The following is a 25,601-nucleotide window of genomic DNA, read 5'->3' on the forward strand; positions in this document are numbered from 1 at the left end:
GCATCAGGCTGACCGATGAACGACATGACCCTTCCGCCCGTGCCCGCCGGGGACGACCTGAGCGCGTCCGCCCATTCCAAGCACCTCCGGGTGGCCGACGGCGACGCGGTCCGGCTGTCGTTCACGCAGGAGCCGCTGTGGATCCTGCAGCGGCTCGGCGAGCGGATGACCGCCTACAACCTGCCGCGCGTGATGCGGCTGCGAGGACCGCTGCGCATCGAGGCGCTGCAGCGCGCCTTCGACGCGGTGATCGCCCGCCATTCGATCCTGCGCACGCGCTTCTTCGAGCGCGACGGCGTGCCGATGGCGGTGGCGCAGGCCAGCGTGCCGATCCTGCTCGACCAGGTAGACCTGTCGGGCGAGCCGGCACCAGCCCGCGAGGCCGCGCTCGCGCGCGAGGTCGAGGCCACGCTGAACCACGTCTTCGATCTGGGCGCGGCGCCGGCGATGGTGGCGCGGCTGATCCGGCTCGGGGCGGAGGAGCACGTCCTCGCGTTGTGCCTGCATCACATCGTGTCGGACGCCTGGTCGAACCCGGTCTTCGCCGCCGACCTGTCGACCGCCTACGCGCTGGCGCTGAAGCACGCCGGACCGGTCCGACTGCCGGAACTGCCGCTGCAGTACGCGGACCACGCGGTGCGCCAGCGCGCCGCGATGGCGCGGGGCGCGTTCGATCGCGCGCTCGCGCACTGGAACGCGCACCTCGGTCCCGAGGTCCCGGCCCTGGAGCTGCCGACCGATGCCCCGCGTCCGGCGATGCCGACCTTCCGGGGCACGTCGATCGCCTTCGATCTCGATCCGGCGCTGGACGCCGCGCTGCGGCAGTTCTGCCGCGCCGAGCGCTGCACGCCTTTCGTCGCCCTGTTCGCGGCCTGGCAGTTGCTGCTCGCGCGTTTCGCGCGCCAGTCCGAGTTCGCCGTCGGCGTGCCGCACGCGGGGCGCCAGGACGAGGACGTCTTCGGCCTGATCGGCTTCTTCGTCAACACCCATGTCTATCGGGCCCGGCTGTCGTCCGGACAGACGCTGCGCCAGCTGTGCCGCCAGATCCGCGGCGACGCGTTGGCCGCGATGTCCCACCCCGACCTGCCGCTGGACCTGCTGCTCGCCCAGCGCGGCGAGCGCCGTGATCCGACGCGATCGCCGCTGTTCCAGGTGCTGTTCGGCGTCCAGATGGGCGATCTCCCGGCCCTGTCCTTCGACGGCGTGGCCGTCGAGTTCGTCGAGCAGGGCGACGTCAACGCCAAGTTCGACCTGTCGATGAACTTCCAGGTCGGCACCGCGCGCACCGGCGGCCGGCTGGCCTACAACACGGATCTGTTCGGACCGGCGACCGCGCGTCGCCTGATCCGCGGATGCGTGGCGATGCTAGAGGCCGTGCTGCGCGAGCCGGACCGGGTGGTGGGATCCATCAGCCTGGCCGACGCGGGCGACTTGCGGAGGCTCAGTGACTGGGGCACGGGCGAGCGGCGCGACACAACGGCGACGGCACGTGCGCCCATGCCTGCCATCGTTCCGGTGCACGAGCGGGTGCGACAACACGCGCGCCGCCAGCCGCATGCGACCGCACTGGTCCATGAGGACGAGTCGCTGACCTGGTCCGCGCTGGATCGCCGTGCCGACCGATTGGCCTCACTGCTGCGCGCGCGCGGCATCGGCACCGACGCGCGCGTGGGTCTGGCCTTCGAGCGCTCGATCGACATGCTGGTCGCGATGCTCGGCGTGATGCGCGCCGGCGCGGCGGTGGTGCCGCTGGACCCGGCGCTGCCCGAGGAGCGGCGTGCGTTCCAGCTGCGCGACAGCGGCGCGACGCTGGTGATCGGCGACGCCGATCCCGCGTGGACCGACGGCGTCGAGATCATGGCGCTTCCCGCGGACGAGGTCGAAGCGACCGACACGGTCGACACGAATGACACGAATGACGCGAGTGACGCGATCGATGTGATCGATGTGATCGATACGAACAACGACATCGTCGAGCGCGGTGAATCCGATCGCATCGTGCCCGTGCATGCGAGCCAGGCCGCGTACCTGATCTACACCTCCGGCTCGACAGGGCGCCCCAAGGGTGTGGTCGTCAGCCACGGCGCGCTGGCGAATTACGTGGACGGTGTGCTGCATCGCCTCGGCATCGAGAGTCTGGCGCAGGTCGACAACGACGGCGCGCTGACGGCAGGCGGAAAGACCGAAGCCGCGGCCGGCACCCGAGCCTGCACCCAGAGCGCCGTCAGCGGCGTGACCAGCATGGCCATGGTGTCGACCGTCGCGGCGGACCTGGGGCACACCGTGCTCTTCGGCGCGCTCTGCGCCGGGAAGACGCTGCACCTGGTCTCCGCGGCACGGGCCTTCGATCCGGACGGCTTCGCGGCCCTGATGCGGCGCCATGCGATCGACGTGCTGAAGATCACCCCGAGCCACCTGCAGGCGCTGATGGGCGCGCGGGACGCGGTCGAGGTCCTGCCGCGCCGCCGGCTGGTGCTGGGCGGTGAGGCGACGCCGTGGGCGCTGCTGGAGCGCATCCGGTCGTTGCGGCCCGACCTGCGCGTGTTCAACCACTACGGGCCGACGGAAACCACCGTCGGCACGCTCACGCAGGATGCGGCGCAGGCGGACCGCTCGGCGGCGACGCTGCCGATCGGTCGCCCGCTGCCGGGCAGCGCGATGCGCGTGCTGGACGCGGATCTGCAGCCGTTGCCGCCCGGCCTGCCCGGCGAGCTGTACGTCGCCGGGCACGGCCTGGCACGCGGCTACCACCACCGACCCGGCCAGACGGCGGAGCGCTTCGTCGCCGATCCGTTCGACGCCCTTGGCGGGCGGATGTACCGCACCGGCGATCTGGTGCGGTGGACGGCGGACGGTCAACTGGAATACCTTGGGCGGGTCGACCACCAGGTGAAGGTGCGCGGCTTCCGCGTCGAGCTCGGCGAAGTGGAGGCCCAGCTGCGTGCGGATCCCGCCATCGGCGAGGCCGTCGTCACGGCCCAGGAGGGCCTGGGCGGCACGCGGCTGGTGGCGCACGTCACCGGGCGCGAGGGCGTCGCGCCCGATGTCGCCGCGCTGCGCGGGCGCCTCTCCCGCGTACTGACCGATGCGATGTTGCCCGCGGCCTTCGTCGTGATGGACGCGCTACCGCTCACACCCAATGGCAAGGTCGATCGCCGCGCGCTGCCGGACGCGGAGACCGCCGGTTCCGGCGACCACGAGCCGCCGGACGGTCCGGTCGAGACCGCGGTCGCCGCGGCCTGGGCCGAAGTACTTGGCGCGGCGCGCATCGGCCGACGCGACCACTTCTTCGAGCTGGGCGGCCATTCGCTGCTGGCGCTGCGCCTGATCGAACGGCTGCGGCGCGACGGGCACCGTGCGCAGGTGCGTCAGGTGTTCGAGCATCCCCGCCTGGACGACTTCGCGCGCGCCATCGCGAGCAGCGCCGATGAGGCGGAGGTCGTCGTTCCACCGAACGGCATTCCTGACGGCTGCACCGCCATTGAGCCGGCCATGCTGCCGCTGGTGGCGCTCACGCCGGAGGAGCTCCGGCGCATCGAGGCCGAGGTGCCGGGCGGCGCCGCCAACATCCAGGACATCTATCCGCTGGCGCCGCTGCAGGAAGGCATCCTGTTCCACCACCTGATGCAGGCGCAGGGCGATGCCTACGTGACCTCGCGCGGGCTCGCCTTCGACAGCCGCGAGCGCCTGGAGCGCTTCGTCGCGCATCTGGACGCGGTGATCGCTCGCCACGACATCCTGCGGACATCGGTCGCCTGGGAAGGACTGCGGGAGCCGGTGCAGATCGTGCAGCGCGCAGCGCCGCTCGCGCTGCGGTGGCTGGACGGGGAGGGCGCCGCGCCGAGGGCGGACGCTGCGCAGCGGCTGCGGGACCATGTGCATCGCAGCCGCCTGCGCATCGACGTGCGCACGGCGCCGATGATCCGCGCGACGGCGGTGCAGGGGGCTGCATCGGACTCCTGGCTGCTGCAGCTGTCGCGCCACCACCTGGTGTCCGATCACACGACGCTGGAACGCATCGTCGAGGAGATCGGCCTGATGCAGCGCGGCGCCGATGCCGAGCTGCCGGCGCCGATCCCGTTCCGCAACCTGGTCGCCCGCGCGAGGCTCGGCCTTGGCCGCGACGAGCACGAGGCCTTCTTCTCCGGCCTGCTGGGCGATGTCGTCGAACCGACGGCGCCCTACGGGCTGGTCGACGTGTTAGGCGACGGGTCCGGCGTGGGGGAGTCTCGGCTGACCTTGGACGATGAACTGGCCGCCGCCGTCCGGCGCCAGGCGCAGCGCCATGGCGTCGGCGCTTCTGCCGTTTTCCACCTCGCGTGGTCGCTGGTGCTGGCGCGCGCAACCGGTCGCGACGACGTCGTCTTCGGCACCGTGCTGCTGGGCCGCATGCAGGCCGGACAGGACGCGAGCCGCGCGCTGGGGCTGTTCATCAACACGCTGCCGCTGCGCCTGCGCGTGGGCGCGCATGGCGTCGCCGCGAGCCTGCGCCGCGCGCACGCCGCGCTGGCGGACCTGCTCCGGCACGAGCACGCGCCGCTGTCGCTGGCGCAGCGTTGCAGCGGATTGCAGGGCGGGACGCCGTTGTTCTCCGCGCTGTTGAACTACCGTCACAGCCGTCGCCTGCCCGTCGGCGCACAGCTGGGCGAAGGCGTGCGGCTGCTCGACGGCGAGGAGCGCACGAACTACCCGTTCGCGCTGTCCGTCGACGACTTCGGCGACGGCTTCGCGCTGGTGGCGCAGGTGCATCGGTCGCTGGATCCGGACCGCATCGCCGCGTCCGTGCTGGCGGCGGTCGAGGACATCACGCGTGCGCTCGCGGAGCAGCCGGAACGGCCGCTGTGTGAGCTCGGCGGCATCGAGCCGGCAGCACTCGCACAATGGCGCGCGTGGGCCACATGGCACGGTGGCATTGCGGTGGTCACCGAAACCGGCACCGAAACGGAAACCGACATCGACACCGTCACGGGTGTGGGAGTGGGCACGGGCACGGGCACGGGCATTGACGCGGGCGACGGCTCGGATGCGACAGAAGGCCGGATCGGCCTGCATCCGGAGCGGCTGCAGATGCCGAGGCTCTTCGAGCGCCGCGCGGTCGAACGGCCAGATGCGATCGCGCTGATCGCCGGCGGACAGCGGATCAGCTACGCCCGGCTGGACGCGCGGGCGAATCGCCTGGCGCATCAGCTCATCGCTCACGGCGTCAGACCTGAATCGCGGGTCGGGCTGGCCGTCCCGAGGTCGGTGGAGATGGTGGTGGGACTGCTCGCCATCCTCAAGGCTGGCGGCGCCTACGTGCCCTTGGATCCCGCGTATCCGGCCGAGCGACTGCAGCACATGATGGCGGACAGCGGGATCACGCTGTTGCTCACCAGCGATGCGATGGCGGCGCGCCTGCCGTTGCGCGACGGTCTCACGGCGTTGTGCATCGAAGCGCTCGAGTCGACGCCCGACTGCACGCTCGATCGCCTTTCGAGTCGCGATCCGGCGCTCCATCCGGAGGCGGAGTCGGCAGGCATCGACTCGGCGCATGTCGATCCCGCGCGTGTCGATCCCGCGCGTGTTGACCCGGCGGCGTCGGCGTGGACCTCGCCGCCTCAGGTGACGCTGTCGCCCGACCATCTGGCCTATGTGATCTACACGTCCGGATCGACCGGCCGACCCAAGGGTGTGGCGGTGGCGCATGGACCGCTCGCCATGCACCTGCAAGCGGTGGTGGAGCGCTTCGGCCTCCGGGCGGACGACCGTATGCTGCAGTTCGCGTCGATCAGTTTCGACGCGGCCGGTTCGCAGTGGATGGCGCCGCTGATCCGGGGCGCGGCCGTCGTGCTGCTGCCGCAGGACGGTTGGTCGACCGCCGAGGTCGCGCGCACGATCCGGCGCGACGGCGTGACCGCCATCCACCTGCCGCCGGCCTACCTGCGTCAACTGGCGGCCGAGCACGCGGGCGGCGGTCTGCCGGTGCGGCTGTGCATCGCTGGCGGCGAGGCCTGGTCCGCCGCCGACCTGCGCGCGGCGCGTGACGCCTTCGTGCCGCAGCGGCTGGTGAATTCCTACGGACCGACGGAGGCCGTCATCACGCCGTGCGCGTGGCGCGTTCCCTCGGCCGACATCGCACGCCTCGGCGACCGGCCGGTCGCGCCGATCGGCCATCCCGTCGGTGATCGCGCCGCCTGGGTGCTCGACAGCCACCTGTCGCCTTGCCCGCCCGGCGTTCCGGGCGAGCTCTACCTCGGCGGCACCGGTCTGGCGCGCGGCTACCTCGATCGCGGCGGCCAGACCGCCGAGCGCTTCGTCGCCGATCCGTTCGGCGCACCGGGCGCTCGCATGTACCGCACCGGCGATCTGGTGCGCTGGAGCGCCGACGGCGAGCTCGAGTACCTCGGCCGCGTCGACCACCAGGTCAAGGTGCGCGGCTTCCGCATCGAACTGGGCGAGGTCGAGGCCGCATTGACCTCGCAGCCCGCCGTGCGCGAGGCGGTGGCCGTCGCCGCGCCGGGACCGTCCGGCACGCGGCTGGTGGCCTACGTCGTTGCACGGGCCGGCCACGTGCTGGACGCTGAAAACGTGGAAAGCGTGCGCGAGCGCGCTGCCGCGGTACTGCCCGACTACATGGTGCCGAGCTTGGTGGTCGTGCTGGACGCGCTGCCGCTCAACCCGAACGGCAAGGTCGACCGGCGCGCGCTGCCCGATCCCGAACTCGGCTCGGTGGGTGCCTACGAGGCACCTCGCGGCGACACCGAAGCGGCCGTCGCGGCGCTCTTCGCCGACGTTCTCGGCGTATCGCGGGTCGGGCGTGACGATCACTTCTTCGCGCTCGGCGGCGATTCGATCCTGAGCTTGAAGCTGATCTCGCTAGCTCACCGTCGGGGCTGGCAGCTGTCGCCGCGGGAGGTGTTCGAGCACCCGACCGTGGCTGCGCTCGCGCGCGCCGTGGACGGTCGATCCCCGCGTCTTGCCATCACTGTGCTGCCAGCCGCCGAGCGGTCTGCGGCGATGCCGGCGTCCTTCGCGCAGGAGCGTCAGTGGTTCCTCTGGCAGCTCGATCCCACGAGCACCGCGTACCACATCGCCGGCGCGCTGACGCTGCGCGGCGCGCTGGACGTCGCGGCCCTGCGCGCGAGCTTCGAGGCGCTCGTCCGCAGGCATGAATCGCTGCGGACCACCTTCCACGCGTCGCCGGACGGCGCGGTGATGCAGCGCGTCCGAGGTCCGGGCGAAGCGGCGATCACGCTGACGGAGCTCTCGGACGATGCGCAGGCGCGGCGGCTTGTCGACACGCCGTTCGACCTCAGCGCGGGACCGCTGATCCGCGTCGGGCTGCAGCGGCAGGACGCGGACCGCCATCTGCTGGTGGTGGTGATGCACCACATCGTGTCCGATGGCGGATCGATGCGCATCGTCGTGGACGAAGTCCTGGCCGACTACGAGGCCGCGTTGCGCGGCGAGCAGTCGATGCTGGTCCCGTGGCCGATCCAGTACGCGGACTACGCCGCGTGGCAGCGTCATCGCATGGCCGATGGCGAGCAGCAGCGGCAGCTCGATCACTGGTTGGGAAGGCTGGGCGGCGAGCAGCCGGTGCTGCAGCTGCCGACCGATCATCCGCGCCGCGCCGACGGCCGGTACCGCGCGGCGCGGCACACGCTCGCGCTGCCGCTGGCATTGGCGGGGCGTCTGCGACAGCGCGCGCGGGACGCGGGCGCGACGCCGTTCATGGTGCTGCTGGCCGGCTTCCAGGCCGTCCTGGCCCGGTGGACGGGCCAGACGGACATCCGCGTCGGCGTGCCCATCGCCAACCGCGACCGGCCCGAGATCGCGCCGGTGGTGGGATTCTTCGTCAACACGCAGGTGCTGGACAACCGCATCGCCACGCGGCTGCCGCTCACGCAGGTGCTGGCGCAGGCGCGCGAGGCGGCGATCGGCGCGCAGGCGAATCCCGATCTGCCCTTCGAGCAACTGGTCGAGGCGCTCCAGCCGGAGCGCTCGCTGGGGGTTCAACCGCTGTTCCAGGTGCTGTTCAACCACCAACGCGGCCAGGATCTGTCGGCACGGCAATTGTCCGGACTGGCCATCGAGCCGGTGGAAGTCGCGGAACGCGCGGCACAGTTCGAGCTCGCGCTGCACACGACGGAGCTGGAGGACGGCAGCGTCCGCGCGAGCTTCAGCTACGCGGCGGAGCTGTTCGAGCCCGCGGCCATCGAGCGCATGGCGGGCCATTTCGCCGCGATGCTGACAGCGATCGCCGACACGCCGCAGATCGCCGTCGGCGATGTGGCGTTGATGTCGACGGGGGAAGCAGAGCGGCTCGCGCAACTCAGCGTCAACACCGCGCCGGTCGCGGCGGCGGAGCCGGTGCATCGGCGCATCGAACGCTTGGCTGCAGCGGATCCCATGGCGCCTGCGCTGGTGTTCGGCGACGCGACGTCGTCGACATCGACATCGACATCGACATCGACATCGACATCGACATCGACATCGGCGTCGGCGTCGGCGTCGGCGGCAACCTCATCGTTGACACGCGGTGAGCTCAACGTCCGCGCGAACCGTCTGGCGCATCGCCTCATCGCGTTGGGCGTCCGCCAGGACACGCGCGTGGGTCTGGCGGTCGAGCGCTCGCTCGACATGATGGTCGGCGTGCTGGCCATCCTGAAGGCTGGTGGCGCCTACGTGCCGCTCGATCCCGAGCTGCCGGCGGACCGGCTGGCCTACATGCTCGAGGACAGCGGCGTGGCGCTGGTGCTGACGCAGTCGCATCTGCGCGCTCGGATGCCGAGCGGGGAGGGGCGAACGTTCGTCAGCATCGACACCATCGACGTTTCGGAGTATTCGGCAGCGAATCCGGATGTCGAGCTGCACGGCGAGAACCTCGCTTACATGATCTACACGTCCGGGTCGACCGGCCGTCCGAAGGGCGCGGCCAACCGCCACGTGGCGCTGCACAACCGTCTGGCGTGGATGCAGGAGGCGTATTCGCTCGATGCTTCCGACACCGTGCTGCAGAAGACACCGCTGAGCTTCGACGTGTCGGTGTGGGAGCTGTTCTGGGCGCTCGCCGAAGGCGCCCGACTGGCCATCGCCGCGCCGGGCGATCATCGCGACCCGGCGCGCCTGGTGGCGCTCATCGAGGCGCATCAGGTCACGACGATCCACTTCGTGCCGTCGATGCTGCAGGCCTTCCTCGCGCACGACGGCGTCGAGGCCTGCACCTCGCTCCGGTGCATTGTGTGCAGCGGCGAAGCGCTGCCGGCCGAGGCGCAAGCCGGCGTGTTTCGGCGGCTTCCGAAGGCGAGCCTCTACAACCTGTACGGACCGACTGAGGCCGCCATCGACGTCACGCATTGGACGTGCCGCGACGACGGTCGCAGCCAGGTGCCGATCGGCGCGCCGATCACCGGCATCTCGACCTGGGTCCTGGATGGAGATCTCAATCCGGTCCCGCCCGGTGTTCCGGGCGAGCTGTACCTTGGCGGCATTGGGCTTGCACGTGGCTATCACGATCGCGCCGGGCTGACGTCCGAGCGATTCGTCGCCAACCCGATGGCCACGAATGCGGCGGGTGGCTCGCCTGCGTCGCTTGCATCGGCAGGAAGCCGGCTCTATCGAACCGGCGATCTCGTGCGCTGGAACGCAGACGGACAGCTCGACTACCTCGGCCGCATCGATCATCAGGTCAAGATCCGCGGCTTCCGCATCGAGCTCGGCGAGATCGAAGCGCAGCTCCTCGCTCAGCCGAGCGTTCGCGAGGCCGTCGTTGTGGCGCAGCAGGCGCCGACGGGTGCTCGGCTCATCGCGTACGTGTCGGCGCACGCCAGGGCGGCGACCACGCACGGAATGGACGATGGGGCAAGCGCCGAGACCGCCGGCATTGCCGGTGTCGGAAGCGTCGTTGGCGCCACTGCCGCCGTCGGCTCGATCGACGTGTCGATCCTGCGCGAGGCGCTGGGCCGCGCGCTGCCCGAGTACATGGTCCCCGCCGTCATCGTCGTGCTGGACACGCTGCCGCTGAATCCCAGCGGGAAGGTCGACCGCAAGGCGCTGCCGCAGCCGGAGGCAGCGTCCGCCGTTGAGTACGAAGCGCCGCGCGGTGAGATCGAGGAGACGATCGCCGCGATCTGGGCCGAGGTCCTCGACGTCGAACGCGTCGGCCGTCGCGACAACTTCTTCGCGCTGGGCGGCCACTCGCTGCTGGCCCTGCGCGTGCAGGAGCGCCTGCGCGCACGGGGACATCGCACCGAGGTCCGGCAGATCTTCCTGCATGCGGAACTCGCGGCATTCGCCGAATCGATCGCGTCGTCGGCGTCATCGTTGTCGACGGCGACTCAATCGACATCGGAGTCGGAGTCCCCATCGACTTCGACTTCGGCCTCCATCGATGACGGGGCGGCGCTGATCGCCCTGACTCCCGACGAGACCCGCCGCATCGAAGCCGCCATCCCCGGCGGCGCCGCCAACATCCAGGACGTCTACCCGCTCGCGCCGCTGCAGGAAGGCATCCTCTTCCACCACCTGTTGCAACCCGATGCCGACGCCTACGTCACCGCCCACCTGATCAGCTTCGACAGCGAGGCGCGACTGCGCCGTTTCGTCGACAGCTTCAACCGCGTCATCGAGCGCCACGACATCCTGCGTACCGCCGTGTTGTGGGAAGGCCTCGAGGAGCCGGTGCAGGTCGTGTGCCGCGAGGCGCGCCTCGACATCGAGTGGCTGGCGCCCGAAGACGGTGCGGTGGCCGCGCGGCTCGAGGCCATGGGGCGCCCCGGCCGCTGCCGCATCGACGTGCGGCGCGCGCCGCTGCTGCGCGCGATCGCTGGCTTCGACGCCGCGCAGGGCCGCTGGCTGCTGCAACTCCCCAGCCATCACCTGGTGACGGACCACAGCACGCTGGCCGGTGTCGTCGAGGAGATCACGCTGATCCAGCAGGGCCGGACAGCCGAGCTGCCCGAGCCGGTGCCGTTCCGCCGCTTCGTGGCGCAGGCCCGCCTGGGCATCAGCCGCGCGGAGCACGAGGCCTTCTTCAGCGCCATGCTGCGCGATGTCACCGAGCCCACCGCGCCGTTCGGCGTGGCCGATGTCCGCGGTGACGGCTCGCGCCTGCGGCAGGCACGTCATGCGCTTCCAGCTCCGCTGGCGGCCGAGGCCCGCCGGCAGGCGCGCCGTCATGGCGTCGGCGTCGCCTCGCTGTTCCACCTCGCGTGGGCGCTGGTGCTGGGCCGCACGACGGGCCGCACCGACGTGGTCTTCGGAACCGTGCTGCTGGGCCGCCTGCGCGCCGAAGGCGGCGCCGAACGCGCGCTGGGGCTTTCGATCAACACGCTGCCGCTGCGCCTGCGCGTCGGCACGCAGTCCGTCGCCGATGGGCTGCGCGACGCCCATGCGGCGCTCTCCGCGCTGCTCCGTCACGAGCATGCGAGCCTGTCGCTCGCGCAACGCTGCAGCGGGCTGTCCGGCGGCACGCCGTTGTTCTCGGCGCTGCTCAACTACCGGCATGCGGGCCGCCAACGCGATGCGTCCTCGATCGCCTGGGAAGGCATGGAGATCGGCGCCGCCCAGGAGCGGTCGAACTACCCGTTCGGCCTCTCGGTGGACGACGATGGACAAGGCTTCGGTCTCGTCGCGCAGGTGCACGAATCGCTGGATGCGGAGCATGTCTGCAGGCTGATGCAGGCCGCGGTAGGCAGCCTGGTGAACGCGCTGGCGCACCGTCCCGCGAAGACGTTGAGCGAGCTGGACGTGATGGATCCCGCCTCGCTCGACCGGTTGAAGGCCTGGGGCCTCAACGAGCATCGCTACGGTCGGACGCCACCGGTGCCGCGTCTGGTCGAACGCCAGGCCGCCGAACGGCCCGACGCGGTCGCCTTGATCTCCGGCGATCAACAGCTCACCTACGCGCAGTTCAACGCCCGGGCCAATCGCCTCGCGCACCGGCTGATCGCGCTGGGCGTTCAACCAGAGGACCGCATCGGCCTGGCCGTGCAGCGGTCGATGGACATGGTGGTCGCCCTGCTGGCGATCCTGAAGGCCGGCGCCGCGTACGTGCCGCTGGATCCGAGCTATCCGGTCGAGCGCCTGGCCTACATGGTCGAGGACAGCGGTCTGCGCCTGCTGCTGACGCAGGAGGCGATCGCATCGCGGCTGCCGGTCCACGACGGACTCGAGGTGCTGACGCTGGACGGCGGCGACGCCTTCACCGGCGCGGACACGGATCCCGCCGTCGAGCTCCACCCGGAGCATCTGGCCTACGTGATCTACACCTCGGGCTCCACGGGGCGGCCGAAGGGCGTGGCCGTCACGCACGGGCCGCTGGCGATGCACGTGCAATCGATCGGGGAGGTCTACGGCATGACGCCGGAGGACCGCGAGTTGCAGTTCGCGTCGATCGCGTTCGACGGCGCGCATGAGCGCACCTGGGTGCCGCTGGCCTTCGGCGCGGCGCTGATGCCGCGCGACCAGGAGCTCTGGCCCGCGGAGCGGACCGCGGCCGAGATCGAGCGCCACGGCATCACGATCGCCTGCTTCACGCCGGGCTACCTGACGCAGATGGCCGAGCTGCTCGGCGAATCGGCGAGCCGGCTGCCGATCCGGTCCTACACCGTCGGCGGCGAGGCCATGTCCCGCGCGAATCTCGATCTCGTGCAGGCCGTGCTGAAGCCGCCGCGCATCATCAACGGCTACGGTCCGACCGAGACCGTGATCACGCCGACGGTGGGCATCGCGCTGGCCGGCGAGCGCTCCGACGCGTCCTACATGCCGATCGGCAAGCCGGTGGGCGACCGCAGCGCCTACGTGCTCGATGGCGATCTGAACCTGTGCCCGCCCGGCGTGCCGGGCGAGCTGTACCTGGCGGGCGGTCTGGCGCGCGGCTACCTCGGACGGCCCGATGCAAGCGCCGAGCGCTTCGTCGCCGATCCGTTCGCCGATGTATTCGGCGATCCAACCGGCGATCCAACCGGCGATCCAACCGGCGATCCATTCGGCCGGCCAATCAGCGAGCCGTCTGTTAGCGCCGGCGGTCGCATGTACCGCACCGGCGACCTGGTGCGCTGGAACGCGCGCGGGGAGCTCGAGTACCTCGGCCGCATCGACCATCAGGTGAAGGTGCGCGGCTTCCGCATCGAGCTGGGCGAGGTGGAATCGCAGCTGCGTCTGCAGCCCGGCGTGCGCGAGGCGGTGGCGGTCGCCGCCGACGGCGCGGCCGGCGCCCGGCTGGTGGCCCACGTGTCGCCGCTGCCCGGTCATGCGCTGGCGCCGCGCGCGCTGCGGGAGGGTCTCGCGCGCGTGTTGCCGGACCACATGGTGCCGGGGCTGTTCATCGTGCTGGACGCATTGCCGCTGAACCCCAACGGCAAGGTCGACCGCAAGGCGCTGCCGGCGCCCGAGGCCGACGTCGACCGCCCGCACGAGCCGCCGCGCGGCGAGACCGAGACGGCGCTGGCCGCGCTGTGGGCGGAGACGCTGGCCGTGGAACGCGTCGGTCGCGACGACAACTTCTTTGAACTGGGCGGGCATTCGCTGGCCCTGCTGAAACTGCAGATGAAGGTGCAGCGGCGCTTCGGCGTGCAGCTGCCGCTGCGCGCGTACTTCGAGAGCCCGACGCTGGCCGACGCGGCCGCGGCGGTGCAGCGCGAGGTCGACGCGACGGCGTCGGCGCAGCGCGGCGATCTGGATCGCATGGCGGCACTGCTGGACACCTGGGAGAACTGAATGAGCATCATCGACAAGAACGACGCCTCGTCGACCGCACCGACGGTCGCACCGTCGACCCCGGCAGCGGTCTCGCCGTCGACCTCAGCCGCGGCCGCACCGGCGGCCGCATCTCCCGCAGATCCCAAGCGGGCGCTGGCGGAGCGCTTCGCGCGTCTTCCCGCGGACAAGCAGCGCGGGTTCCTGCAGGCGCTGAAGGCGCAGGGCATCGACTTCGCGATGCTGCCGATCGTGCCTGCGCCGCGTGTGGCGGCCGGCGCCGTGGTTGCGGACGCCTCTTCGGTGGTGGAGGCCTCCGGCGATGACCAGGCTGCTCGCCTCGATGCGCGGCCGCTCTCGCACGCCCAGTTGCGCCAGTGGTTCCTGTGGACGCTGGATCCGAGCAGCACGGCGTATCACCTGTCGGGCGCATTGAGCCTGCAGGGAGCACTCGACGAGGCAGCGTTGCGCGCCAGCTTCGAGGCGCTGATCGAGCGCCATGAGTCGCTCCGCACGACCTTCCACGCAGATGAGCGGGGCCAAGTGGCTCAGCGGGTGCATGAGGCCGGGAAGACTGGTTTCCAGGTCGAAACGATCGATGTTGGTTTCGATGTCGGTGTCGGCGCCGATGGTGACCTGGAAGCGCGCACACGGGCGATGGCACGGCGTCTGGTGGACCGCCCGTTCGACCTCGGCGCGGGACCGCTGCTGCGCGTGGCCTTGCTGCGGCAGAGCGCGGAGCGGCACATCCTCGTCGTGGTGATGCATCACATCGTGTCGGACGGCTGGTCGATGAAGGTGATCGTCGACGAATTCGTTGCGCAGTACGGCGCTCGGGTGCGCGGCGAGACGCCGTCGGCGCCGGCCTTGCCGATCCAGTACGCGGACTACGCCGCATGGCAGCGCCACTGGCTGGAGGCCGGCGAGAAGGACCGGCAGTTGACCTACTGGACGGACCGGCTGGGCGGCGAGCAGCCGGTGCTGCAGCTGCCGGCGGATCATCCGCGGCGATCGGATGGGCGGTATCGCGCCGCCCAGCATGTGACGACGCTGCCCGCGCCGCTGGTGGGTGCGCTGCGACAGCGCGCGCTGGAGCACGGCGCCACGCTGTTCATGGCGCTGCTGGCCGGCTACCAGGCGGTGCTTGCCCGCCATGCCGGACAGGCGCACATCCGTGTCGGCGTGCCAGTGGCCAATCGGCAGCGGCCGGAGACCGAAGGGGTCGTCGGCTTCTTCGTCAACACGCAGGTGCTCAGCAATCGCGTGGAGGGGCGCCGCACGCTGGCGCAGGTGCTCGATCAGGCCCGGGAGGCCGCGCTCGGCGCGCAGGCGCATCAGGACCTGCCCTTCGAGCAACTGGTCGATGCGCTGCAGCCCGAGCGCTCGCTCGGCGTGCATCCGCTGTTCCAGGTGATGTTCAACCACGGCCGCGGTGGGGCCCAGGGCGAGGCGGTGCTGCCGGGGCTGACAGTCACGCCGTATGCCTCCGGCGAGCAGGCCGCGCAGTTCGAGCTGATGCTGACGACCACCGAGAATGCCGACGGCACGGTGCGCGCGAGCTTCAGCTACGCGGCCGAGCTGTTCGAGCCCGCGGCCATCGAGCGCATGGCCGGCCACTTCGCCGCGATGCTGGCGGCGATCGCCGACACGCCGGAGATCGCGGTCGGCGATGTCGCGCTGATGTCGACGGTCGAATCGGACTGGCTCGCGCAACTCAGCGTCAACACCGCGCCGGTCGCCGCGTCGGAGCCTGTACATCGGCTCATCGAGCGGCAGGCGGCAGCGGATCCCGATGCAGCGGCGCTGGTGATCGGCGAAGCGAAGTCACGGTCGTCTTCGTCATCGTCATCGTCATCGTCATCGGAGACGGTGTCGTCGTCGGCGTCGTCGGCAACCTCGTCGTTGACGCGCGGTGAGCTCAACGTCCGCGCGAACCGTCTGGCGCATCGTCTCATCGCACTGGGCGTCCGCCCGGACACGCGCGTGGGTCTGGCGGTGGAGCGCTCGCTCGACATGATGGTCGGCGTGCTGGCCATTCTGAAGGCTGGTGGCGCCTACGTGCCGCTCGATCCCGAGCTGCCGGCGGACCGGCTGGCCCACATGCTCGAGGACAGCGGCGTGGCGCTGGTGCTGACGCAGTCGCATCTGCGCGCTCAGATGCCGAGCGGGGAAGGGCGAACGTTCGTCAACATCGACACCATCGATGTTTCGGAGTATTCGACAGCGAATCCGGACGTCGAGCTGCACGGCGAAAACCTCGCCTACATGATCTACACGTCCGGGTCGACCGGTCGTCCGAAGGGCGCGGCGAATCGCCACGTGGCGCTGCACAACCGTCTGGCGTGGATGCAGGAGGCGTATGCGCTCGATGCTTCCGACACCGTGCTGCAGAAGACACCGTTGAGCTTCGACGTGTCGGTGTGGGAGCTGTTCTGGGCGCTCGCCGAGGGAGCCCGGCTGGCCATCGCCGCGCCGGGCGATCATCGCGACCCGGCGCGCCTGGTGGCGCTCATCGAGGCGCATCAGGTCACGACGATCCACTTCGTGCCGTCGATGCTGCAGGCGTTCCTGGCGCATGAAGGCGTCGAAGCCTGCACCTCGCTTCGTCGCATCGTGTGCAGCGGCGAGGCGCTGCCGGCGGAGGCGCAAGCCGGCGTGTTCCGGCGGCTGCCGAATGCGGGCCTCTACAACCTGTACGGACCGACTGAGGCCGCCATCGACGTCACGCATTGGACGTGTCGCGACGACGGCCGCAGCCAGGTGCCGATCGGCGCGCCGATCACGGGCATCTCGACCTGGGTGCTGGATGGCGATCTCAACCCGGTCCCGCCCGGTGTTCCGGGCGAGCTGTACCTTGGCGGCATCGGGCTTGCGCGTGGCTATCACGATCGCGCCGGGCTGACGTCCGAGCGATTCGTCGCCAACCCGATGGCCACGAATGCGGCGGGTGGCTCGCCTGCGTCGCTTGCATCGGCAGGAAGCCGGCTCTATCGAACCGGCGATCTCGTGCGCTGGAACGCAGACGGACAACTCGACTACCTCGGACGCATCGACCATCAGGTCAAGATCCGCGGCTTCCGCATCGAGCTCGGCGAGATCGAGGCGCAGCTCCTCGCGCAGCCGGGCGTTCGCGAGGCCGTCGTCGTGGCGCAGCAGGCGCCGGCGGGCGCGCGACTCGTCGCGTACGTGTCGGCGCATGCGACGACCGCTGGCCAGACCTGTCCGATAGATGAGTCTGTGGAGGCGCCGGTCGAAGAGCCGACCGCAGCGCTGGTCGACTTGGCGTTCGACGTGGCAACCCTGCGCGACGCGCTGGGCCGCGCGCTGCCGGAGTACATGGTCCCCGCCGTCATCGTCGTGCTGGACACGCTGCCGCTGAACCCCAGCGGCAAGGTCGATCGCAAGGCGCTGCCGCAGCCCGAGGCCGCTTCATCGGTCGAGTATGAAGCGCCGCAAGGTGACGCCGAGCTCGCCATCGCCGCGATCTGGACGGACCTGTTGGCCGTCGAGCGCGTCGGTCGCCAGGACAACTTCTTCGAACTCGGCGGTCATTCGCTGCTGGCGATCCAGCTGCAGGCGCGGATGCGGCAAGCCGGTTGGCACTCCGAGATGCGCGAGCTGTTCCTGCATCCGCGCCTGGCGGACTTCGCCGCCGCTGCCGCAGTAGCGACGGCCCGCGCGTCGTCGTCGGACACCGTGCCGATCGACGACAGCGCCGCCACCATCCCTCCGGGCTGCGCCGCGATCGAGCCTGGCATGCTGCCGCTGATCGACCTCGACGCGGACGAACTGCGTCGCATCGAATCCGCCATCCCCGGCGGAGCCGGCAACATCCAGGACCTCTATCCGCTCGCGCCGCTGCAGAAAGGGATGCTGTTCCATCACCTGATGCAGGAGCAGGGCGACGCCTACGTCATCTCGCTGCTGCTGCGATTCGATTCGCAGCCGCGACTGCTGCGCTTCATCGGCGCCCTCAACGAGGTCATCGCGCGCCACGACATCCTGCGCACCGCCGTCCTGTGGGAAGGGTTGCGGACGCCGGTCCAGGTGGTCTGCCGCGAGGCGCCGCTGCGGCTCGAGTGGCTGGAGATCGACGAGGCGGATCGCGCCGCGGGTCTCGCGGCCGAGCGGCTGGCGGCGCACGTGGATCGTCGCAGCTTCCGCATCGACGTCCGCCGCGCGCCGCTGGTGCGCGCGATTGCCGTGCACGATGCGCCGGCCGGTCAATGGCTGCTGCAGTTGCCGAGCCACCATCTGGCGCTCGACCACACGGCCGAGAAGCTGATGATCGAGGAGATCGCGCTGATCCTCCAGGGCCGGCAGGCCGAGCTGCCTGAACCGGTCCCGTACCGCCGCTACGTCGCGCAGGCGCGCGGCGGCATCGACACGGCCGCGCATGAGGCCTTCTTCCGCGCGCAGCTGGGCGACGTGGACGAGTTGACCGCGCCTTTCGGGCTCGCGGACGCGCGGCTGGACGGCAGCGCCAACGAGGAGTCGCGACTGACGCTGCCCACGACGCTGTCGACGGCGCTGCGCGAGCAGGCGCGGCGCCAGGGCGTCAGTGCGGCGACGCTCTTCCATCTCGCCTGGGCGCTGGTGCTGGCCCGCACCGCCGGGCGCGACGACGTCGTCTTCGGCACGGTGCTGTTCGGCCGCATGCAGGGCGGCGAGGACGCGCACCGCGCGATGGGGATGTTCATCAACACGCTGCCGCTGCGGGTGCGGCTTGGCGGCCGCAGCGTCGCGCAGGGCCTGCGCGAGACGCACGAACGCCTGACCGGCCTGCTGTATCACGAGCACGCACCGCTGTCGCTGGCGCAGCGCTGCAGTGGGCTGCCGGGTGGCACGCCGTTGTTCTCCAGCCTGCTGAACTATCGCCACAGCGGCCCGCGTCGAGGCGATGAAAGCTCCGGGGGCGTGCATGAGGCGCATGGAACGCATGAGGCAAAGGACGCGAGCGGCGCAAACGACGCGGTGGGCGCGGTGGGCGCGGAGACGACCTGGGAAGGCATGACGCTGGTCGGAGCGAAGGAGCGCACCAACTATCCGTTCACGCTGTCGGTCAACGACCGCGGTGAGGTCTTCGAGCTGGTGCTCCAGGTCGAGCGCTCGGTGCGTGCCGAGCGCATGGCCGGCTACCTGGATGCCGCCGTGCGCGGGATCGTCGATGCGCTGGCGGCCGGCGGCGAGCGGCCGTTGCATGCGCTGCCGTTGCTCGGTGATGCCGAGATGGCGACCTTGGCGAGATGGAGCGAAGGCTCGAAGGCTGTTGCCAGCGCATCGACGATGCATCGCCTCATCGAGCGCCAGGCGGCGATCGATCCCGATGCGCCGGCACTGGTGTTCGGCAACACCGCGCTGACGCGCGGCGAGCTCAACCTGCGCGCGAACCGGCTCGCGCATCGCCTGATCGCCCTGGGCGTGCGTGCCGACGCACGCGTGGGTCTGGCGGTCGAGCGCTCGCTCGACATGATGGTCGGCGTACTGGCGATCCTGAAGGCCGGCGGCGCCTACGTGCCGCTCGATCCCGAGCTGCCGGCGGATCGGCTGGCCTACATGCTCGAGGACAGTGATGTGTCTCTGGTGCTGACGCAGTCGCACTTGCGCTCACGGCTGCCGGACGGGGGAGGGCGTCGCTTCGTCGACATCGACACCATCGATGTCTCGGAGCAATCAGCCGTCAACCCCGATGTCGAGGTGCACGGCGAGAACCTCGCCTATGTGATCTATACGTCCGGATCGACCGGGCGTCCGAAGGGCGCGGCGAACCGCCATGTGGCGCTGCACAACCGCCTGGCGTGGATGCAGGAGGCGTACACGCTCGACGCGTCGGACACGGTGCTTCAGAAGACGCCGTTGAGCTTCGATGTCTCGGTGTGGGAGCTCTTCTGGGCGTTGGCCGAAGGTGCCCGGCTGGCCATCGCAAGCCCGGGCGATCATCGCGATCCGGCGCGCCTGGTGGCGCTGATCGAGGCGCACCAAGTCACGACGATCCACTTCGTCCCGTCGATGCTTCAAGCGTTTCTGGCGCACGACGGCGTCGAGGTCTGCACCTCGCTGCGCCGCATCGTGTGCAGCGGCGAAGCACTGCCGGCGGAAGCACAGGCCGGCGTGTTCCGGCGACTGCCGCAGGCGGGGCTGTTCAATCTCTACGGGCCCACCGAGGCCGCCATCGACGTCACGCATTGGACGTGCCGCGACGACGGTCGCAGCCAGGTGCCGATCGGCGCGCCGATCGCCGGCATCTCGACGTGGGTTCTGGACGGTGACCTCAACCCGGTCCCGCCCGGCGTGCCGGGCGAGCTCTACCTCGGCGGCATCGGACTGGCGCGTGGATATCACGGTCGCGCCGGGCTGACGTCGGAACGATTCGTCGCCAACCCGATGGCCACGGTTGCCAAAGACGCGGTGAACGATTCCGCGCGGGATCTTCCGGGTGCTTCGGCAGGCAGCCGTCTCTACCGCACGGGCGACCTCGTGCGTTGGAATGCTGAAGGTCAGCTCGACTACCTCGGCCGCATCGACCATCAGGTCAAGATCCGCGGCTTCCGCATCGAGCTCGGCGAGATCGAAGCACAGTTGCTCGCTCAGCCAGGCGTTCGCGAGGCCGTCGTCGTGGCGCAGCCGGCGCCGACGGGTGCTCGGCTCATCGCGTACGTGTCGGCGCAAGCGAAGGCCACGACCATGCCCGGAATGGGCGATGGGGCAAGCGTCGAGACCGCCGGCATTGCCGGTGTCGGAAGCGTTGATGGCGTTGGTGGCGACGCTGGCGCCATCGGCTCGATCGACGTGTCGACCCTGCGCGAGGCGCTGGGCCGCGCGCTGCCGGAGTACATGGTCCCCGCCGTCATCGTCGTGCTGGACACGCTGCCGCTGAACCCCAGCGGCAAGGTCGACCGCAAGGCGTTGCCGCAGCCGGAGGCCGCGTCCGCCGTCGAGTACGAAGCGCCGCAGGGCGAGGTCGAGCTCGCCATCGCGGCCATCTGGGCGGAGGTGCTGAACGCGACGCGCGTGGGCCGTCACGACAACTTCTTCGAAGTCGGCGGCGATTCGATCCTCAGCCTGCAGATCATCTCGCGCCTGCGGCGTGCGGGCTGGCGGCTCACGCCGCGCCAGGTCTTCGAGCTGCAGACCGTCGCGCGACTCGGCGAGTTGGCCGAGCGTCTGGTCGAGCAGGACACGTCGGGCAGTGGCAGCAGCCATGCCGCCGATGCGCCCGCTGCGCGCGGCCACTTGAGCGACTTCCTCGACGATGCGGTCATCGCCGCGCTTGGCATCGACGCCTCGATGATCGAGGACGTCTACCCGCTGGTGCCGACCCAGGAGGGCATGCTCCTGCATTCCGTGGAGGCGCCGGACTCCGGCCTCTACGTGAATCAGCTGAATGTCGAGGTCCGCCATCTGGATCCTGACCGGCTCGAAGCCGCCTGGCGCGTGATGGTCGCCCGCCACGCGATGCTGCGCACGGTGGTGCTCTGGCAGTCTGGCATGGCTCGTCCGTTGCAGCTGGTGCTGCGCGAGGCGCCGGCCGTGATGGAACGGCTCGATTGGCGCGATCCCGACTCATCAGCCGGTTCAGTTGGTTCCGACGATCCGGTTGCGGTGGCCCGTCGCATTGCCGACTTCGCCCGTGCCGAACTCGTGCGACCCATCGACTGGATCCGTCCGCCGCTGTCGCGTGTCGCCGTGATCCGGCTGGACGAGGACCGTCATCAACTGGTGTGGACGCGCCATCACCTGCTGTCGGATGGCTGGAGCGATTCGCGCCTGATGGCCGAGTGGCTGCGCTGCTACGCCGGCGAAGCGCTGCCCGCCGAGCCGCCCCGGTACGGCGACTTCGTCCGCTGGCTGCAGCGCCAGGACGCCGGCGCGCCCGAGGCGTTCTGGACCTCGGCACTGGCGCAGCTGGACGGGCCCACGCTGCTGGCCGAGTCCACCCGCGCCGCGCCGGGCCGTTCCGGCTTCCAGAAGCTGTACACGCGCTTCGACATCGACGGCACGGCGTCGCTGCAGGCCTTCGCTCAGCGCGAGCGCGTGACCGTGAACACGCTGGTGCAAGCCGCGTGGGCCGTGCTGCTGCATCGGCACACGGGCCGCGACCGCGTCGTCTTCGGCGCGACCGTGGCCGGCCGACCCGCGACCTTGCCGGGCGCCGAGGAGATGCTGGGCCTGTTCATCAACACGGTGCCGGTGCCCGTGCGCTGGGACGCCGGCCAGCGGGTCGGCGACTACCTGCGCGCCGTGCAGGACACCAACCTGCAGCTGCGCGACCACGAGCACGCCGCGCTGGCCGACGTGCAGCGCTGGGCGGGCTCGTCCGGCCGGCCGCTGTTCGACAGCATCATCGTCTTCGAGAACGCCCCGATCGACCGCGCCTTGCGCCAGCTGAGCCAGTACGGCCTGGCGTTCGCCGAGATCGGCGGCGAGGGCCTCACCGGCTATGCGATGGACCTGCAGGTGGTCGCCGGCGACCGGCTGGTCATCGAGTACTGCTACAGCCGCCGCGACTTCGACGATGCCTTCGTCGAGGAACTGCGCGCGCAGATGGAGACGCTGCTCGCTCGCATGAGCGCCAACGCTTCCACGCCGCTCGGCGAGCTGAGCTGGCTGGACGACACCGCGACCGCGACGGTGCGTGAACTCGGGCGGAGCCGCGACGGTCTGGCCGCGCCACGTCCGGTCCCGGTGCACCGCCTGATCGAACGCCAGGCCGCAGAACGCGGCGAAGCAATCGCGCTGCTGTTCGGCGACGACGAACTGAGCTACGCCCAACTCAACGCCCGCGCGAATCGCCTGGCGCGCCGCCTCGTGCGCCTGGGCGTGCAACGCGACGCGCGTGTCGGCGTGGCGCTGGAGCGATCGCTGGACAGCATCGTCGGCCTGCTCGCGGTGCTGAAGGCGGGCGCGGCCTATGTCCCGCTCGATCCGGCCTATCCCGCCGACCGCCTGGCGTTCATGCTGCGGGACAGCGGCGCGTCGCTGCTGCTGACGCAGCGTGCGCTGCGATCGCGTCTGCCGGTCATCGACGGACTGGCCGTCGTCACGATGGAAGAGGAGGGCGACGCCGATGGCGACAGCGCCAATCTCGACCTGCCGGACCATCCCGATCACCTGGCCTATGTGATCTACACCTCCGGCTCCACCGGCCTGCCCAAGGGCGTGGCGGTGACGCACGGTCCGCTGGCCATGCACTGCCTGGCCACGGCAGAGATCTACGGCATGAGCGCCGATTCATGCGAGCTGCACTTCATGTCGTTCTCGTTCGACGGCGCGCATGAGCGCTGGCTGACGCCGCTATGCATCGGCGCGGGCCTGGCGTTGCGCGACAACGAACTCTGGACCGCCGAGCAGACGAGCGAAGCGCTGTACCGCTACGAGGTCACGAACGCCGCGTTCCCGCCGGCCTACCTCGGCCAGATCGCCGATTGGGCCGGCATGCGGGGCGATGCGCCGCCGGTGGAGCTGTACGTCTTCGGCGGCGAGGCCATGCCCAAGGCCGCCTACGACAAGGTCTGCCGCCACCTGCGTCCGCGCACGATGATCAACGGCTACGGCCCGACCGAGTGCGTGATCACGCCGCTGATCTGGAAGTCCGCCGCCACCGAGAGCTTCGACTGCGCCTACGCCCCGATCGGCAGGCCGGTGGGCGACCGCGCGATCCATGTGCTCGACACCGATCTGCAGCCGGTGCCGGCGGGCGTCGTCGGCGAGCTCTACATCGGCGGCTACGGCCTGGCGCGCGGCTACCTGGGCCGCGCGGGGCTGACGGCGCAACGCTTCGTCGCCGATCCGTTCGACGCCGCCGGCGGCCGGCTGTACCGCACCGGCGACCTGGTCCGCTGGATGGCGGACGGCAACATCGAATACATCGGCCGCGCCGACCACCAGGTCAAGATCCGCGGCTTCCGCATCGAGCTGGGCGAGATCGAGACCTGCCTGTGCGAGGTGCCGGGCGTGCTCGAGGCGGCGGTCGTCGCGCGCGAGAGCCCCTCGGGCAAGCAGCTCGTGGCCTACGTCGTCGCGCTGCCCGATGTCACCGAGGCGGCGCTGCTGCCACGCATCCGCCAGCGGATCGCCGAGCAGTTGCCGGAGCACATGGCGCCGGCGCATCTGGTGGTCCTGCCGCGCCTGCCGCGACTCATCAGCGGCAAGCTGGACCGCAGCGCGCTGCCCGATCCGATCGCGAGCGCCGACGGCGCCCATCGCGCTCCGCGCAACGAGGTCGAACGCCGGCTGGCGGCGATCTGGCAGGAAGTGCTCGGCCTCGAGCAGGTCGGCATCGGCGACAACTTCTTCGAGCTCGGCGGCGACTCCATCCTGAGCCTGCAGGTGATCTCGCGGGTGCGCAACGCCAAACTCGGCTTCGAGCTGCGGCTGCGCGACCTGATCCGCCACCAGACGATCGAGGGGCTGAGTGCCGCCGTCGCGGTGGCGGCCGCCACGGCGTCCGCAACAGCAACAGCAACAGCAACGACGGCAACGGCGGACAGCGAGTCGCTGACGCAGGCGGGTTCCGCCTCCGCCACCGCCGTGGCTGACGACGCCGTTGCGGAAGGCCTCGTCCCGTTGACGCCGATCCAGCACTGGTTCTTCGACGAGCCCATTCCCGCGCGCCACCACTACAACCAGTCGGTGATGCTGCAGGCGCCGCTCTGGCTCGACGAGGAACGGTTGCAACGCGTGATCACGCTGCTCGCGCAGCATCACGACGGACTGCGCCTGCGCTTCCAGCAGGACGCGGATGGCACCTGGACGCAACGCTACGAGGATGCTTCGGCGGCGGATGCCGTGGAGGTCCTGTGGACACGCGATGTGGCCAGCCCGGACGACATCCGACGCGAGGCGGACCTCGCGCAGCGCAGCCTGGACCTCGCACAGGGCCCGCTCTGGCGGATGCTTCACCTGCGACATGCCGACGGCAGCGCACGGCTGCTGATCGCGGTGCATCACCTGACGATCGACGGCGTGTCCTGGCGCGTGCTGCTGGAGGATCTGCAGACGCTGTACCTGGCGCTGGCGGCGGGCACGGAGCCGACACTGCCGGTCCGCAGCGCGCCGTTCAAGGCGTGGGCGGAGCATCTGCAGCAGTGGGCGAAGTCGGGGGCCTTGGCTGCCGAGCTGCCGCATTGGCAACGCGAGATCGCCGCGATCCCCGACCTTCCCCGCGACGACCCGGAGGCGCCCGGTTGGATCAAGGACCGGCGCACGGCGTCGATGTCGCTCGACGCGGCGCTCACGCAGCAGCTCCTCCGCGTCGCGCCTGCCGCCTACGGCAGCGGCATCGATGCGCTGCTGCTGACCGCGCTGGGACGCACGCTGTCCGCGTGGACCGGGCATCCGGAGGCGCTGGTGCTGCTCGAGGGCCACGGCCGCGAGGGCGACGCCGCGGACCTCGACCTGAGCCGCACGGTGGGCTGGTTCACCAGCGCCTATCCCGTGCGCCTGTCCGGGCACGGCCGGCCGTGGGCAGAGGCGATCCCGGCGGTGTCCGCGCATCTGCGCGCGGTACCGAACCGCGGCGTCGGTTTCGGCGCGCTGCGCTACCTGCACGCCGATGCGGCGGTGCGCGACTCGCTCGCGGCGGTGCGGCCGGGCATCGCGTTCAACTACCTGGGGCAGTTCGACCAGACCTTGAAGGAGGGCACCGGCTTCACGCGCGCTCGCGATTCCGGCGGCATGGCGCGCGACGAGAACGGCCCGCTGCCGAACTGGATCGAGGTGATCGGCCAGGTGATGGACGGCGTGTTGACGATGAACTGGTCCTACAGCGATCGGATGTTCAGGCCGGAGACGATGGAGGGGTTGGCGCAGGGCTTCCGGGCGCAACTGGTGGAGCTGATCGGGCACTGCGGGGCTCACCCCATCGGCGCCGTGGTTTCGTGAGATCAGCGCTCAAGCTCGCGCCGGAATCGCCGATATTG

At 70.6% G+C, this 25,601-nt stretch carries 2 protein-coding genes; both read left to right on the top strand.

Annotated elements, in window-relative coordinates; genetic code table 11:
• Positions 1-24: 24 nt before the first annotated feature.
• Positions 25-13,701 carry a non-ribosomal peptide synthetase gene (locus AC1VNM_RS07370; RefSeq protein WP_483106404.1) on the top strand — a complete coding sequence of 4,559 codons (13,677 nt, stop codon included), beginning with the start codon at positions 25-27 and terminating at the stop codon, positions 13,699-13,701.
• Positions 13,702-25,563 carry an amino acid adenylation domain-containing protein gene (locus AC1VNM_RS07375; protein WP_483106405.1) on the top strand — a complete coding sequence of 3,954 codons (11,862 nt, stop codon included), beginning with the start codon at positions 13,702-13,704 and terminating at the stop codon, positions 25,561-25,563.
• Positions 25,564-25,601 lie beyond the last annotated feature (38 nt).

This window comes from Mitsuaria sp. MSU3D (assembly GCF_056867975.1).

Excerpts from the sequence above, each read along its gene's own strand:
- AC1VNM_RS07370 (WP_483106404.1), top strand. The coding sequence starts at position 25 with ATGACCCTTCCGCCCGTGCCCGCCGGGGACGACCTGAGCGCGTCCGCC.
- AC1VNM_RS07375 (WP_483106405.1), top strand. The coding sequence starts at position 13,702 with ATGAGCATCATCGACAAGAACGACGCCTCGTCGACCGCACCGACGGTC.